Annotated in this window: 11 protein-coding genes, 2 pseudogenes and 1 riboswitch; of the genes and pseudogenes, 6 read left to right on the forward strand and 7 right to left on the reverse strand. The window is 73.0% G+C overall.

Going from position 1 to position 14,378, the window contains the following annotated elements; all coding sequences use genetic code 11:
* The 3 genes from FRZ03_RS39190 to FRZ03_RS18890 all read right to left on the reverse strand — a co-directional run.
* Window positions 1-1,216 (reverse strand): TolB-like translocation protein (locus tag FRZ03_RS39190; RefSeq protein ID WP_464862388.1); only part of this gene is annotated, 1,216 nt, incomplete at its 3' end.
* A 3-nt stretch (window positions 1,217-1,219) separates the two neighbouring features.
* Window positions 1,220-2,857, reverse strand: a complete 1,638-nt coding sequence (locus FRZ03_RS18885; RefSeq protein WP_146466338.1) for an ABC transporter substrate-binding protein — start codon at window positions 2,855-2,857, stop codon at window positions 1,220-1,222.
* Window positions 2,858-3,321: 464 nt separating this feature from the next.
* A complete protein-coding gene (locus tag FRZ03_RS18890; protein WP_146466339.1) occupies window positions 3,322-3,888 on the reverse strand; it encodes a CGNR zinc finger domain-containing protein in 567 nt (188 codons plus the stop codon).
* 265 nt (window positions 3,889-4,153) lie between these two features.
* On the opposite strand from FRZ03_RS18890, the gene FRZ03_RS18895 reads away from it, so the two are divergent.
* The 3 genes from FRZ03_RS18895 to FRZ03_RS18905 all read left to right on the forward strand — a co-directional run bounded on the left by FRZ03_RS18895 (window position 4,154) and on the right by FRZ03_RS18905 (window position 5,840).
* Window positions 4,154-4,951 (forward strand): EamA family transporter, encoded by a 798-nt coding sequence (locus FRZ03_RS18895; protein ID WP_146466340.1) that lies wholly within the window; start codon window positions 4,154-4,156, stop codon window positions 4,949-4,951.
* 5 nt (window positions 4,952-4,956) lie between these two features.
* Window positions 4,957-5,520 carry a nitroreductase family protein gene (locus tag FRZ03_RS18900; protein ID WP_146466341.1) on the forward strand — a complete coding sequence of 188 codons (564 nt, stop codon included), beginning with the start codon at window positions 4,957-4,959 and terminating at the stop codon, window positions 5,518-5,520.
* An 83-nt stretch (window positions 5,521-5,603) separates the two neighbouring features.
* Window positions 5,604-5,840: a hypothetical protein gene (locus tag FRZ03_RS18905; RefSeq protein ID WP_146466342.1), complete on the forward strand. Its 237-nt coding sequence runs from the start codon at window positions 5,604-5,606 to the stop codon at window positions 5,838-5,840.
* A 500-nt stretch (window positions 5,841-6,340) separates the two neighbouring features.
* Here the strand turns inward: FRZ03_RS18905 and FRZ03_RS18915 are convergent.
* Window positions 6,341-7,048: pseudogene (locus FRZ03_RS18915) on the reverse strand (IclR family transcriptional regulator); the annotation flags it as partial.
* Window positions 7,049-7,250: 202 nt separating this feature from the next.
* Window positions 7,251-7,392: riboswitch (SAM riboswitch) on the reverse strand.
* Window positions 7,393-7,769: 377 nt separating this feature from the next.
* On the opposite strand from FRZ03_RS18915, the gene FRZ03_RS18920 reads away from it, so the two are divergent.
* A complete protein-coding gene (locus FRZ03_RS18920; RefSeq protein WP_146466344.1) occupies window positions 7,770-9,245 on the forward strand; it encodes a M1 family metallopeptidase in 1,476 nt (491 codons plus the stop codon).
* Window positions 9,246-9,488: 243 nt separating this feature from the next.
* On the opposite strand, the gene FRZ03_RS18930 is transcribed toward FRZ03_RS18920, so the two are convergent.
* Window positions 9,489-9,887 carry a VOC family protein gene (locus FRZ03_RS18930; protein WP_146466346.1) on the reverse strand — a complete coding sequence of 133 codons (399 nt, stop codon included), beginning with the start codon at window positions 9,885-9,887 and terminating at the stop codon, window positions 9,489-9,491.
* Between the two features lie 88 nt (window positions 9,888-9,975).
* Here FRZ03_RS18930 and FRZ03_RS18935 point away from each other — a divergent pair, with 88 nt between their 5' ends.
* Together FRZ03_RS18935 and FRZ03_RS18940 are read left to right on the forward strand one after the other, a co-directional pair.
* Complete coding sequence (locus tag FRZ03_RS18935; protein ID WP_146466347.1) at window positions 9,976-10,977, forward strand: helix-turn-helix transcriptional regulator; 1,002 nt, start codon at window positions 9,976-9,978, stop codon at window positions 10,975-10,977.
* A gap of 107 nt (window positions 10,978-11,084) precedes the next feature.
* Window positions 11,085-12,503 (forward strand): purine-cytosine permease family protein, encoded by a 1,419-nt coding sequence (locus FRZ03_RS18940; protein WP_146466348.1) that lies wholly within the window; start codon window positions 11,085-11,087, stop codon window positions 12,501-12,503.
* An 87-nt stretch (window positions 12,504-12,590) separates the two neighbouring features.
* Here the strand turns inward: FRZ03_RS18940 and metC are convergent, their stop codons facing one another.
* Both metC and FRZ03_RS18950 read right to left on the reverse strand, forming a co-directional pair.
* On the reverse strand, window positions 12,591-13,826 hold the full coding sequence (metC, locus tag FRZ03_RS18945) for a cystathionine beta-lyase (protein ID WP_146466349.1): 1,236 nt from the start codon (window positions 13,824-13,826) through the stop codon (window positions 12,591-12,593).
* Window positions 13,823-14,378, reverse strand: a pseudogene (locus FRZ03_RS18950) (MFS transporter); the annotation flags it as partial. The pseudogene FRZ03_RS18950 and the gene metC, both read right to left, overlap by 4 nt.

Genomic DNA, 14,378 nt, shown 5'->3' on the forward strand with positions numbered 1-14,378 from the left:
CCGTGGTGCCGTCCGGTGCGGTCCATTCGGCGGTGGTGGTGCGGACGCCCGAAAGGGCCCCCGCACCAGGCGGGTTGAGCGCGGTCACCGGCCGCCACCGCCATGCGTCCGGTCCCTGGGTCGGGGCGACGACGGCCTCGGCGGGGCGGCCGGGGGAATCGAGGACGGTGGCGGCGACACGGTGGTCCGCGCTGAGCGAGAGCGCGGGCCGGAAGCCGGGCCCGGTCAGGGTGGCCTCGGCGGTCCACCCGGGCCGTGCGGCGGCGTCGCCGGCGTGCCCGGCGCGGACCCCGGTGCCGTGCCACCCCGCGTGCCACAGGGAGGTGCCGTCGAGGCCGAACTCCAGCCAGGTGACGTCCTCCGGGGTGCGCCGACGGGTGATCTCCCCGGTCGCGAGGTCGACGATCACGGGGCGCCCCGCGACGATCGAGATGCCCTCGGCCACCGCCGCGCGGCTCCCGTCGGCGCTGAGCGCGGGCGCGGTGAGCTGGCCCCGCGGCCGGTAGAGGGTGCGCGCGGTGCGCACGTCGAGGTCGAGCGCGCAGAAGTGCGCCGTGTAGTAGTCGCTGGGCAGGGTCCCGGCGGACACGGTGGCCACGGCGGTGGCGCCGCCGCGCCAGGCGACGTTCCACACCGTCAGCCCCTCCGGCCCCGCCTCGCGGAGGTCGCCGGTGGCCAGATCCACCCGGTGCAGCCGCCGCCGTCCGAGGCCGGGCGCGAACCGCTCGGGGTCGGGGGCGGCGCCGAGCCGGACCGGCAGCCCGAGGTTCATGCCGTCGCGTTCGGCGCTGTCCTCCGCCGTGAGCAGCAGCGCCTCGCTGCCGTCGGCGGACACCAGCAGGTCCTCGACGTCCCCGGGCGCGCGCACCACCGTGCGGGACTCGCCGGTGCCGGTGTCGTACACCGCCAGGTGCGGGTACCGCCCGTCGGCGGGCAGCGCGATGTGCAGCAGGGTGCGGGAGTCGGGCAGCCAGCGGGGAGTGTGCCGCCAGGTGCCGTCGGCCGGGAGTGAGGGCCGCGACGGGAGCGGCGCCCCGTCCCGGGTCCGCGGCGGGAGACCACCGGCGGGGGCGACAACGATGCCGGTGCCCTCCGGTCCCGCCGCGGTGACGGCGACGAGGGCGCCGTCCGGACTGATGCGTGCCTCGGCCGGGTGGACGAGCCGGAGCATCTCCTCGCCCACCCGCCGCACGGCCTGTGCCGTCGAACTCGCCATGGCTCAGGCGGCCTTGCGGATGCGGGTCGCCCAGGGGCCGACGAAGGCGAACGGCCCCGGCTGCTGGAGGACGATGTCCTTGGACAGGGCGGTCGCCGTCTGCCCCCACCACAGCGGCAGATAGGGCAGGTCGTCGCCGGCCGTGCGCACCGCCGTCATCAGTTTGCCGGCGCGGCGGGCCTTGTCGGTGTCGGCCTTCGCGGAGTCGAGGGCCTTGTTCACGGCGGTCACGTCGTAGTGGGCGATGTCGGTGGCGGTGGCGGACGCGTTCAGATAGGGGTCGGCCAGCTCGGCCGGGTCGCCGGTGACGGGGAAGTACCACAGGAACTGCAACGGCTGCTTGCCCGTGCCGAGTTCGGCGACCCACGCCTCCAGGGTGATCTCCTTGACCCGGAGCGTGATGCCGATCTTCTTCAGGGAGTCGGCGAGGGCGAGGGCCGCCTTGCCGAGCTGGGGGCCGCTGGACGGGTAGTGCAGTTCGGCCGTGAAGCCGTCGGCGTGCGCCGACTTGGCCAGTTCGGCGCGCGCCGCGGCCAGGTCGAAGCCGTACGAGGTGATCTTCGCGTAGCCGGCGCGCACCTGGCCCGCGGGCAGCAGGTCGCCCCACATCTCGGGGGCGACCAGCGCGTCGGCCACCTCGGCCCTGCCGTGGAGGATGCCCTTGACCATGCCCTCGCGGTCCGCGGCATGGGCGACGGCGCGGCGGACGTGCGGGTCGTTCCAGGGCGCCTTGGCGGTGTCGAAGGCGAGGGCCACCACGGAACGGTCTCCCGTGTAGGTGACGTCCGCGGCCGATGCCCAGCCGGAGGTCTCGTCGGCGGCCAGGCCCAGGGCCCCGTCCACCGCCCCGGACTTCATGGCAACGAGACGGGTGCCCGCGTCCGGTACGAACGACAGCTTGAGCTTCCTCAGCGCCGGCCGCGCCCCCCACCAGTGCGGGTTGCTCTCCAGCCGCACATGGCTGTCGGCGGCGAACTCCGTGATGCGGTAGGCGCCGGTGCCGAGCAGCAGGGTCTTCTCCGTGCCGACCTTCCCGCGGTTGGCGGCGAGGAACTTCTCGCTGCTGATCAGGAGACCGCCCGGGCTGGTGTTCCAGATGAAGGCCGCGTCCGGCGCGGACAGCCTGATGGTGACCTCGTGGCTGCCGGTGGCCTTCACCGAGGAGACCCCGGCGAAGGCGTACGCCAGGGCGGAACCGTTCTTCGGGTCGCGGATCTCGTCGATGGAGGCGACCACGTCGGCGGCGGTGAAGGGGGAGCCGTCGGTGAACACCACGCCGCGGCGCAGGGTGAACACGTAGGTGGTGGCGTCCGGCTGCCGCCACGCGGTGGCGAGCCCCGGCTCCAGCTTGCCGGCCGGGCTGACGGAGACCAGCGACTCCTGGGCCAGGGTGGCGACGAGGTAGTTCAGCACCCCCGACTCGCGGCCGACGTCCAGGCTGGAGACGGACGAGGGGAGGGCGAAGGTGAGTTCGCCGACGGGCACGTCCGCGCCCTGGGCCCCGCGGTGGCCGGTGGCGCCGCCGTCGGACGCGGGCTGCGGAGCACAGGCCGCCAGAAGGCCGGAAGCCGCGAGGACCCCGGCGCCGGCCATGCCGAACAGTCTGCGTCGGCTGAGCGCGCCGGCGGTATCCGAGGCCATGGGCCACCGTCCTCACATCTGTCGTTGTCCACCAACGGTGTCCACTTGGGCGGCGACAGTAGCCGAGTCGCTTGGAGATCGTCAAAGGGCGTCTTATGGGTGGACGGCTCGGCGGTGGACGGCGGTCCGGCGGTCCCGGCGGCGGCCGCCTTGTAATCCGTTCCTCCTGCCGGGGCCGCGTCCGGTCCCGCGTCCGGTTCTCCCGCTGGGGCCGTGCCCGAAGCCGCCTCCATCCGGCGCTGCGCAGATACCGCAATCGCCCGTTTTCGCAGTTCCGGAGTCCACCGTCCGCCTCATTCCGTTCCGCGTCGACTATTCGTGTCCCGCTGATACGGGAAAGATTTCGGCCAGTTCCTTTTCTCTCGATGCAATTTCATGTTTACCGCCTCCGTGCGTCCCCGACGGCTACCTGCCGGCCTCTTTTCGGCGCACCCTCGAATACCGGGATTCCACGTCCCGGTAACTCATCGAGGAGCGCACAATCCTCGTTTCCGTGTTCCGCTCGCGCTTGTCTCGGCACCGCCGTTGGCCCGGTGGCGTGCCACCGCGTCGTTGTTCGCGCAGCGCACCGAGCAGTAGGAGCGGCGGCCGTTGCGCGAGGTGTCCACGAACGCCAGCCCGCAGACCCCGCGCGCGCAGCGCCCCAGCCGGGACGGGGCGGCGGAGCAGACGACGTAGGACAGCCCGGTGGCCGTCACCGCCTTGATGTGCGAGGCCGGGTCCGAGCCCGGGGCGCTGTAGTGCATGTGCGGTGTGCCGTCGTGCAGCGAGATGTGCGGCGTGCTGGCCGCGTCCGCCAGCAGCTCGTTGATTCTCGCGCACCGCTGTTCCAGCGGCTGGTCGCCGAAGCAGTGGGCGAGCCGCCGGCTCCACTCCCATATTTCCACCGTCTGCGGCGGCGTGAGCGACCGATGCGTGATGCCGTGCGCCGCCAGGATCGGTGCCAGTTCATGTGGCTCGAATGGAGCGGTGCAGTTGACCAGGTCCGCTGCGAGTCGGGCGGCCTCGCCGCCGTAAGGGTTGAATTGCATAGCGGCATTAGAACATGCTTGGCACGTGCCGGCGACCATTTCTTCACGACTATGGCCGTCGGTTCGGCACGTGCAGAAGACAGCCGACCGAAGTAGGTGTCAACGCAGCACATGTCCGTTCTCACGCAGGAAAACACCCGCACGTTCATCGAGTAGTCGGTGGAGAAACTGGCTGCCTCGGTTCACTCGAGTGAGGCCCTGAACAACGAGTTCTATTTTCTCCGCGGTCGTCGTGTGCGTGCTCGTCCGCCCCCGCCTCCGTGCGATGGCGCCCCGCCAGTGGCGGGCGGCCATCGCACTGGGGGCGGTCTTCGCCACCATGAACGTCGCCTACTTCCAGGCGATCGAGTACCTGCCGATCGGCGTCGCCTCGACCATAGAACTGCTGGGCCCCGTGGTCGTGTCCGTCGCCATGTATTGGCACTGGCGCGACATGGCCGGCGCCCTGATGGCGCTGACCGGTGTGGTGCTGCTGGCCTCGCCCGGCGCCGAACTTCCCGTGGCCGGACTGGTGATGGGCGTGCTGGCCGCCGCCTGTCGGGCCGGCTATGTCGTCCTCAACCGCCGAGTGGGGCAGCTCTTCGACGACTGGAGCGGCCTGGCCGTCGCGCTGGCCGTCGGTGCCTGTCTGCTGACCCCGGTGGCGGCCGTGACGCACGGAGCCGCCGTCGCCCACCATCCGCGCCTTCTGCTCACCGGCCTCCTGGTGGCCCTCCTCTCCTCGCTGATCCCGTACAGCCTGGACATGACCGCGCTGCGGCGCATCGACGTACGGGCCTTCGGCGTGCTGCTGGCCATGAGCCCCGCGGTCGGCGCCTGTGTGGGTTTCGCGGTGCTCGGCGAGCACGTCACCGTGCGCCAGTGCGCGGCGATCGCGCTGGTCGTCGCCGCCGGTGCCTGGTCGGTCGGCTCCGCACCGGGCCGCACCGGCCGTCGTCCGCCGGAACCGGCCGCCGCGCCGGACCCGGAGCGCTCGCCCCGCGACGCTCCTCCGGAAGGACCGGGCCGGGCCGGTGTCCACCGAGCGGAGAAGGCCGGTATCCATCGACCAGAGAAGGACTGAGTCCCATGGATGTCACCACCGCGCTGCTGACGCGGCGCAGTGAGCACCATCTCGTCGACCCGGCTCCTGGTGACGAGGAGTTCGCCTATCTGCGGAGAGTGGCCGCCACCGCTCCCGACCACGGGCTTCTGCGGCCCTGGCGCTGGATCCTGCTGCGCGGCGACGACCGCAAGGAGCTCGGTGCCTGCTTCGCCGAGGAAGCCCCCGAGAGCCGCCGTTCCCAGGCGGCGACGAAGCCCCAACGCGCGCCGCTGCTGGCCTCGTTGGTGTTCGCCCCGGCCTGTGGCCACAAGGTGCCCGAGTGGGAACAGCTCGCGGCCGCCAGCGCCATGACGCACTCGCTGATGCTGCTGCTGCACGCCCGGGGCTTCGGCAGCATCTGGCGGACCGGCGCCGGCGTGGGGTCGTCCCGCGTGCGGCGGCTGCTGGAGCTGCGGGACGGGGAACAATGCCTGGGCTGGCTGTACATCGGCACGCCGAAGGCGAGCGGCAGCCGGCGCCGCCGCCCGTCGTGCGATGTGTCGGACCGGCTCAGCCGGCTGTCCCTGCGACGGCGGGTGACGGCCTGAACAGACCCTCGTGTCCGCGGTGACCGCCACACCCGCCGATGTAATGGTTGAACGTACTTAGGGCATTGCATCACTGTGTCGGCATGGACGACACCGGCTTCGACAGTTGCCCCGTCTGCTGGTCACCGGCCGCGGACGGCGCGCAGTGGATCCTGCTGTCCCGGCACCGCACCTCCGAGGGCGACATCGAGTACTGCGTGTCGGCCTGCGGATGCGTGGCCGTGCTCCTCGACGGCGAACTGCTCAGAACCGTCCCCGCGGGCACGCCCCGCCGGCCGATGGCGCGTGCCCGGGAGGAGCGCCGCCGGCCGGCGCGGTGAGCCGCGCCGCGCCGTAGCCGGCCCCGGGCGGTCACTTCGTGGCTTTCTCTCCCACCGGGCCCACCGCGAACCACTGCCCGCCGAGGCCCTGGCCGTTGCGGCCCCCGGTCGGCTGTCGCCGGAGAAACGGTGGGCGGGCCGGCCGCCGACCGTGACCTGGACCTGCCCGTCCGGCCTGCGGAACGCGCCGGCCCTGCTCGGGTCACCGGAGTGAACGTTCCGGGCCGTGCTCTCGTGGTGCACGCAGAAGCCGTCCCCGCCGCGGAAGGGGTCCGCACGCACCGGTGCCCACAACTGCGCGGGCGGAATCCAGGCCACCGCCGTGCGGGCCGTCGGGGGCACGTCGAGGACGTCGGCGGGTGCGGCCCGCACCCGTGGCCCGACCGCCTCGCCGTCCGCCCGCGTCACGCCTCCTCGCCCGCCGGCTCCCGCTCCTCCAGGATGCCGCCCGTCCCGCCCCCGGTCGTCCCTCTCGCCGGTCGCCGCTCAGGGCTCTCCGGGCGGCGAAGAGCCTCGGTGAGGTGGGCGGCCGCCTCGACGACGACCCGGGAGAGACGGGCGCCGGGGTGGCGGGTGAGACGCCGGATCGGACCGGAGACGGAGACGGCGGCCACCACCTGGCCGGACGGCCCGCGCACGGGCGCCGAGACGGAGGCCACGTCGGGCTCGCGGTCGCCGACGGACTGGGCCCAGCCGCGGCGCCGTACCCCGCTGAGGGTGGTGGCGGTGAAACGGGCCCCGCGCAGCCCGCGGTAGAGGCGCTCGGGATCCTCCCACGCGAGCAGCACCTGGGCGGCCGAACCGACCTGCATGGGCAGGGCGACCCCGACGGGAACGGTGTCGCGCAGACCGGAGAGACGCTCGACGGCGGCCACGCAGATGCGCTCCTCGCCCTGCCGGCGGTAGAGCTGGGCACTCTCGCCGGTGGCGTCGCGCAGCCGGGTGAGGACCGGGCCCGCGGCGGTCAGCAGATGGTCCTCGCCCGCGGCGGCCGACAACTCGGCGAGCCGGGGACCGAGGGCGAACCGGCCTCCCACGTCCCGGGTGACCAGGCGGAGGCGTTCGAGCGCGACGGCGAGCCGGTGGACGGTGGGCCGGGTCAGACCGGTGGCGACGACCAGCCCGGCCAGGGTGGCGGGTCCGGCCTCCAGGGCACCGAGGATCAGGGCGACTCGGTCGAGCACGCCCACGCCGCTCGTCTTCTCCATGAATGGGTACTCCAGTCTCAAGTCCCGCGAGCGGCCGTCGGGTCGCGCTCACGGGGGCTCAGGCTCCGGGCGAGGAGCGGTGAGGTCAGCGGGGACAGGCCGGGAGAGCCGGCCGATCGCCTGCGCCGGACACGAGACGGGCACGCAGAGGCGCCGGGGCGGGAAGCGCCCGGGCGTTGGACAGCACAGAGAGCACCGTGTCTCCTCATCTTTCCCGCGCCGCGTTGGCGACAGGCCGGAGTTGGCACTGATCCCGGGCGGTGTGACGCGCGCGTCGCGCGCCGACTGGCCGGGGAGTTGCCGGGGCTTCGTAGGGCCGGTCCCTCCACCCCTCTGGATGATTCGGGAGCAACCTTACAAGATGCCCCGTCCCGCCCGGCCGGCGGAGTCCGCGGCCCCGGCCGTCGCCCCGCTGGTGGCCGTCGTCGACCGGCTGCCGGCCCACTGGTGGGTGCCTGCGGGCGAGGGGCGGTGGGTCTTTTCCCGCCGCACCCGGCGTACCGACGCCGGCCTGCCGGCGGTGCCGGCGCCCGGCGGCCGATCCGCCGTGGGCACTCCCGACCCCCGGGTCCTCGACGGCACCGCCGCCCGGCGCGCGGCGCCGTACCGGCCGTCGCCTGATCGCACAGCGAAGGTAGGGTGACGCCGAAGGGGAGGGCATGTGGTCGAGGCCGCGGCGTCGCGTCGGCGACGGTTCGCACGGCGGGTGTCGCCGACCGGCATGACACGGCTGTCCGTTGACGCGGCGAAGGGCAGGGTCCGCGCGCCCCTCGGCAGCCGGGTGGCCGCTCGGTCGCGGGCCCCGCGCCACGCGGCCCTGGCCGCGCTCCTGATCCTTGCGGGCACCGCTTGCGGCGGGCACGCGTCCGCGGGTACGGCGGGGTCCGCCGGCGTGGGCGACAGGCTCTTCCCGGCCCTGGGCAACGGCGGTTACGACGTCACCCACTACGACCTGGACCTCGACTACGTCCCCGAGACCAACCGCCTGGCGGGCTCGGCCGTGGTCACCGCGCGCGCCACCCAGGGCCTGTCCCGCTTCGATCTCGACTTCGCCGGGATGACGGTGCGCGGCGCCACGGTCGACGGCGCGCCGGCCGAAGTCGCGCGCGACGGCGCCGAGTTGACGTTGACGCCGGACAAGCCGATCGCGAAGGGGCGGACCTTCCGGGCCGAGGTCGCGTACGACGGCGTGCCCCGCACGATCGAGGACGACGAGGGGGCGGTGGAGGGCTGGGTGGAGACCGACGACGGCGCGACGGCCCTCGGCGAGCCGACCGGGTCCATGACCTGGTTCCCGGGCAACCACCATCCGTCCGACAAGGCCACCTACGACATCACCGTCGCCGTCCCCAAGGACGCCGACGGCGACCCGTACGACGTGGTGAGCAACGGGGAGCTGGTGGCCGAGGAGGACCGGGGGGACCGGGTCGTGCGCCACTGGCGCACCGAGGAGCCCATGGCGAGCTACCTCGCGACCGTCGCCGTCGGCACCTTCGACATCACCCGGACCCGGACGTCCGACGGACTGCCCGTCTACCTCGCCGTGGACCCCGAAGAAGCCGAAGGCGCCGACGGGATCGAGGAGTTGGTGCCGGAGGTCGTCGACTGGGCGAGCGAGCGCTTTGGGCCGTACCCCTTCTCCTCCACGGGCGCGGTCGTCGACCACCTCCCCGGTCTCGGCTACGCCCTGGAGACCCAGACCAAGCCGTACTTCGACTCCGCGCCCGACGAGACGCTGGTGGTGCACGAGCTGGCCCACCAGTGGTTCGGCAACTCCGTCACCCCGCGCGCGTGGAAGGACATGTGGCTCAACGAGGGGTTCGCCACCTACGCGGAGTGGCTCTGGCAGGAGGACCGGGGCGGCAGGACGGCCGCGCAGACCTTCGCCTCCTTCTACGACGGCACCCATCCCGAAAGCGAGGGCATCTGGGACTTCCCGCCGGCGGAACCCCCCGGCGCGGGCGAGGTGTCCGCACCGCCCGTGTACGGCCGGGGCGCCATGACGCTGCACAAGGTGCGCGAGGCGGTGGGCGACGAGGCCTTCTTCTCCATCCTGCGGACCTGGACCGAGCGGCACCGCCATGCGAACGCGGACACCGCTCAGTTCATCGCCCTGTGCGAGCGGACCTCCGGGAAGGACCTGACCGCCCTCTTCACCACCTGGCTCCGAAAAGAGGGCAGGCCGGAGCACATCTGACCCGGTTCAGTGGTGAATTCACCGTGCCAGTGGAACGAGTGGCGCGTGCAGTCGGCGTGGTCCAGCAGCGGTGCACGGGCCCGCCGCGGTTCGGTGCGCACCAGCGAGGCGATCGCGGGCGGCCCGCCGCACCACACCCGGTCCGCCTTCAGCACCGCGCCGCCACCGCCGGCCGGGGCGCCGGAACACGTCCGCCACGCCGGCCGAGGCAGCCGTCCCGTGCCGGCCGAGGCAGCCGTACCGTCAGCGGGCGAACCTGGCGACGGCGGCCGGCGTGACGGGGGTGAAGAAGTTGACCAGGTTGCCGTCGGGGTCGCGCAGCAGCAGGGAGCGGTTGCCCCAGGGCATGGTGGTGGGCGTCTGGACGAAGTCCGTCACCGCGTCGGACAGGTCCCGGTACACGCGGTCCACGTCGTCGACCAGGAACTCGATGATCACGCTGTGGTTGTCGGCGGGGCGGGCGGAGCCGGGTGCGAACAGGGGCACGGTCCGGTCGCCGGCGACGGCGAGGGTGGCCGACGCGGTCCTGATCTCGGCGAAATCGTCCGTGGACCAGTCCGCCCGCACCCCGGTGGCGCGCTCGTAGAACCCGACGAGGCGGGCGACGTCGCCGGTGATGACACGGATCGAGGTGAAATTCATGAAATCTCCTGGGAAGTGGTGCCTGTGCTCCCACGCTAGGGCGGATACCGGGCAGAACCCGCCCGGTATCCGCGGCAGACTTCTCGGTATGACCAGACCCGTCGCGCGCGTCCTCGCCCTGCTGGAGCTGCTGCAGTCCGGCGGTCTGCGGACCGTCGCCGAACTCGCCGGCCGGCTCGACGTCGACGAGCGCACGGTGCGCCGGTACGTCGACCACCTCGTCGACCTGGACATCCCCGTCGAGTCGGTGCGCGGCCGGTACGGCGGCTACCGGCTGGCCCCCGGTTACCGCATGCCTCCGCTGATGCTGAGCGACGACGAGGCGCTCGCCGTGCTGCTCGGCCTGGTCGCCGGCCGGCGCTCCGGGCTGATGCCCGCCACGGACACCGCGAGCGAGACCGCGGCGGCCAAGATCAGACGGGTGCTGCCCGAACGGCTGCGCCACCGGCTCGACGCCGTACTCGGCTCCCTCGCCTTCACCGCCGCACCCGGCACCGCGGCGGCCCCGCGGAGCGCGGTCCTGCTCCCGCTCGCCGACGCCGTGCACCACCGCCGGCCGGTCTCGATCCGGTACGTCGCCGCCGACGGCCGGCGCAGCGAGCGCACGCTGCACCCCTACGGGCTCGTCGCCCACGCGGGCAGGTGGTACGTGACCGGGGAGGACCGCGCGGCGGGGGAGGAGCGCATGTTCCGGCTGGACCGGATGCTCGGGGTGCGCACGCTGCCCGGCTCGTTCGAACCGCCCGCCGGTTTCGATCCGGCGCGGCGCGTCCTGTCGGGGCTCGCCACGGCTCCGTACCGGCACGAGGTGACGGTCCGGGTGCGGGGGACGGCGGAGCACATCCAGGCCCGGCTGCCCGCCGGTGTCGCGATCGTGGCGGACCTGCCGCCCGGGGCCGGCGGGGACCCGGGGGCCGAGCCCTGGTCCCGTGTCGACATGCGGGTGGAACGGCTCGACTGGCTGCCCGCCGTCCTCGCCTCGCTCGACCGCCCGTTCGTCATCGAGCGGCCGGACGAACTGCGCGATCTGGTCGCCGCCTTCGCCACCCGCCTCGCGGAGTCCGCCCGCCGAAGGGTGCCGCCCGGCTGAGCCCGCACCACACAATTTCCGCCAGAGTATTGACCTCTCATTCATTCACTCTCATCCTGCATACACATATGCAGGTCGCTGATGGAACCGCGGAAGAGGGCATACGTATGACAAGCGTGGTCGAACAACGCTCGATCGAGGTGGTTCCCGACGCCGAACGGCACGGCAGCGCGTTCAGCCAGTTCACCCTCTGGCTGGGGGCCAATCTCCAGATCACCGCGGTCGTGACCGGAGCGCTCGCCGTCGTCTTCGGCGGCGGCGCCTTCTGGTCGGTCATCGGCCTGCTGCTCGGCAACCTGCTCGGCGGCGCGGTGATGGCCCTGCACTCCGCGCAGGGGCCCCGCCTCGGCCTGCCGCAGATGATCTCCAGCCGGGCCCAGTTCGGCGTCCGGGGCGCCGTCGTCCCGCTGGTGCTGGTCATCGTCATGTACATCGGCTTCTTCGCCAGCGGCACCGTGCTGGCCGGCGAGGCCGTCGGCCGGCTCACCCACCTCGGCGACAGCACCGGCATCGTGATCTTCGCCCTGGTCACCGCGGTCACCACGGTCGTCGGCTACCGGCTCATCCACACCCTGGGCCGGGTGGCCAGCATCGTGTGCGCGCTCGCCTTCGTCTACCTCGGCATCCGCCTGCTCGGGCGCGCCGACCTGACCACCCTGCTGGCCGACCGCTCCTTCCACCTGCCGCTGTTCCTCCTCGCCGTCTCGCTCTCCGCCTCCTGGCAGCTGGCCTTCGGCCCGTACGTCGCCGACTACTCGCGCTACCTGCCCCGCACCACCTCCGCCCGCGCCACCTTCTGGTGGACCCTCGGCGGTACGGCGCTCGGCTCCCAGTGGTCCATGACCTTCGGCGCGCTCGCGGCGGCCACCGCGGGCAGCGCCTTCGTGGACAACCAGGTCGGCTACGTCGTCGGACTGGGCGGCGCCGGCCTGATGGCCTCGTTCCTGTACTTCGTCATCGCCCTCGGCAAGCTCACGATCAATGTGCTCAACACCTACGGCGGCTTCATGTCGGTGGTGACCGGGATCGGCGGCTTCCGCACCCAGCGCACGATCTCCCCGCGGGTGCGCGCGGCCTACATCGCCGGGATCATGATCGCGGGCACCGTGATCGCCCTCCTGGGCAAGGACAGCTTCCTGAACTCCTTCAAGGACTTCCTGCTCTTCCTGCTCACGGCCTTCACCCCGTGGTCGGCGATCAACCTGGTGGACTACTACCTGATCGCCAAGGAACGCTACGACCTGCCCGCGCTGAGCGACCCGCACGGCCGCTACGGCGCCTGGCGCGTCCGGGCCCTCGCCGTCTACGGCATCGGCCTCCTGGTCCAGCTCCCCTTCCTGGCCACCAGCTTCTACACCGGCCCGCTGGTCAAGCACCTCGGTGGCACGGACATCTCCTGGATCGTCGGCCTGGCGGTCCCGGCCCTCCTCTACTGGCTCGCGGCCCGCCGGGACACCGCCCACGTCCCGGACCGCATGATCCTCGCCGACGGACCGGGGACCAGGGCGCAGACCCCCGTTTCCTGACGACGAGCCGTGCGGCCGCCCGGACCGGTGGCCGCACGGCCGGCGGGGCCGGGACCCGCGAGCCGGGCCCGACCCGAACGGGAGGCCTCAGGTGTGCTGTCCGGACAGGTCGGTGACGCGGTACCCGGCACGCCCCCGGAGCAGCACCTCGAAACCCGCCCGCAGATCCTGCTTCAGGTCGGCCAGGGCCTCGAAGCCGACGTGCACCCGGAGCAGCGGGCCGCGGCCCGCCCAGGTGCCGGGCAGCCGGTGGGAGACGGGGTCGGCGGGCACGATCAGGCTCTCGTAGCCGCCGTAGCTGTGGCCGAGGCCGAACAGGCGCAACCGGTCCAGCATCGCGTCGATGTCCGGCTTGCCGAGGCCCGGATCGAGCTCCACCCCGAACAGGCCGGCCGCGCCGGCGAAGTCCCGGCGCCACAGATCGTGGCCCGGGTCCCCGGGCAGCCCCGGGTGCAGGACCGCCGCCACGCCCTCCTGCCCGGCGAGCCAGCGGGCCAGTTCCAGGCCTTGTTCCTGGTGGCGGGCCAGGCGCACGTCGAGGGTGCGCAGCCCGCGCAGGCCCAGATAGACGTCGTCGGCGCCCGCGCACTGGCCGAGCCGTATCGCCGCGCCCCTGACGAGCGGGTAGCTCTCCTCCGTGCAGACGACCGCGCCGAGGATGCTGTCCGCGTGCCCCGTCAGGTACTTGGTCGCCGAGTGCACCACCGCGTCCACGCCCGCGCCCAGGGCCAGCGGCCGGTGGAACGCCGGTGTCGCCCAGGTGTTGTCGGCGATCGTGGCCACCCCGTGGGCCCGGCAGACCGCGGTGATCGCCGGGATGTCCTGCACCTCGAAGGTGGTGGAGCCCGGGGACTCGATGTACAGCAACCGCGTCCGCGGGCGGATCAGCCGGGCGACGGCGGCGCCGTCCGCGGTCGGGCCGTAGTACTCGGTCTCCACGCCCAGCGCGGCGAGCGAGTCGCAGAACCTCCGGGTCGGCAGGTACACCGAGTCGCTGACCAGGATGTGGTCGCCGGCCTGGACGTACGCGAGGATCGTCGTGGTGATCGCGGAGAGACCGGAGCAGGTCACCACCGCGGCGTGGCCGCCCTCCAGTTCGGTCAGCGCCTCCTCGAAGGCGCGGCTGGTGGGCGTGCCGAAACGGCCGTAGACCGGGCCGCCCCGTTTGAGCGGGTCGGCCTGGGAGGCGTCCATCTCGGCCACGTCCCGGTAGAGGACCGTGGAGGCGTGGTGCACGGGCGGGTTGACGTAGCCGCCCTGCCGGCGCGGGTCCGAACCGGCGTGCACGTACCGTGTCTCCGGCGCGTCGACGGGCTCGTTCACCGGCCCACCGCCGGTTCGGGCAGCGGCGGTTCGGCGACGGCGGGCCGACGGTGGCGGCCCAGCGCCAGGGCGAGCAGCGCCGCGACCGCGCACTGCGCCCCCACCACCAGCCAGAACGTGCCCAGGTGGCCGCCGGACCTGTAGTGGGCGAAGACGAATCCGCCGACGACACCGGCGAGGAGCCCGCCGACGCCGCCCGTGAGCCGCTGCACACCGAAGGCGAACGCCGCGTTGCGCGGCAGGAGTTCGACCAGTTCCAGGTCGCAGCGCAGGAAGAGGAAGATCTCGCCCATCGTGAACAGCGCGGTGCCGGCGAGCAGGGCCGGGGTGCCGGCGAGGGCCATGACGGCCATGCCGGCCGCCATCACCGCGAACGAACCGGCCATCAGCAACCGGTAGTCGGCCCGCGCGATACGGTCGGCGAGCACCGGCTGGAGCACCACCACCATGGCGCAGTTGAGCAGCATCACCCAGCCCAGGGCCTGGATGTTCGACACCCCGGCCGCGTACAGGCCGATGAAGCTCTGGAAGAAGAAGTACAGGTAGTAGGCG

Source organism: Streptomyces misionensis, assembly GCF_007896895.1.
GTDB classification, from domain to species: domain Bacteria; phylum Actinomycetota; class Actinomycetes; order Streptomycetales; family Streptomycetaceae; genus Streptomyces; species Streptomyces misionensis_A.

Coding starts and splice junctions, on each gene's coding strand:
- FRZ03_RS18885 (WP_146466338.1), bottom strand. CDS start 2,857: ATGGCCTCGGATACCGCCGGCGCGCTCAGCCGACGCAGACTGTTCGGC.
- FRZ03_RS18930 (WP_146466346.1), bottom strand. CDS start 9,887: ATGAATTTCACCTCGATCCGTGTCATCACCGGCGACGTCGCCCGCCTC.
- FRZ03_RS18900 (WP_146466341.1), top strand. CDS start 4,957: ATGGATGTCACCACCGCGCTGCTGACGCGGCGCAGTGAGCACCATCTC.
- FRZ03_RS18890 (WP_146466339.1), bottom strand. CDS start 3,888: ATGCAATTCAACCCTTACGGCGGCGAGGCCGCCCGACTCGCAGCGGAC.
- FRZ03_RS18895 (WP_146466340.1), top strand. CDS start 4,154: ATGGCGCCCCGCCAGTGGCGGGCGGCCATCGCACTGGGGGCGGTCTTC.
- FRZ03_RS18935 (WP_146466347.1), top strand. CDS start 9,976: ATGACCAGACCCGTCGCGCGCGTCCTCGCCCTGCTGGAGCTGCTGCAG.
- FRZ03_RS18905 (WP_146466342.1), top strand. CDS start 5,604: ATGGACGACACCGGCTTCGACAGTTGCCCCGTCTGCTGGTCACCGGCC.
- FRZ03_RS18920 (WP_146466344.1), top strand. CDS start 7,770: ATGACACGGCTGTCCGTTGACGCGGCGAAGGGCAGGGTCCGCGCGCCC.
- FRZ03_RS18940 (WP_146466348.1), top strand. CDS start 11,085: ATGACAAGCGTGGTCGAACAACGCTCGATCGAGGTGGTTCCCGACGCC.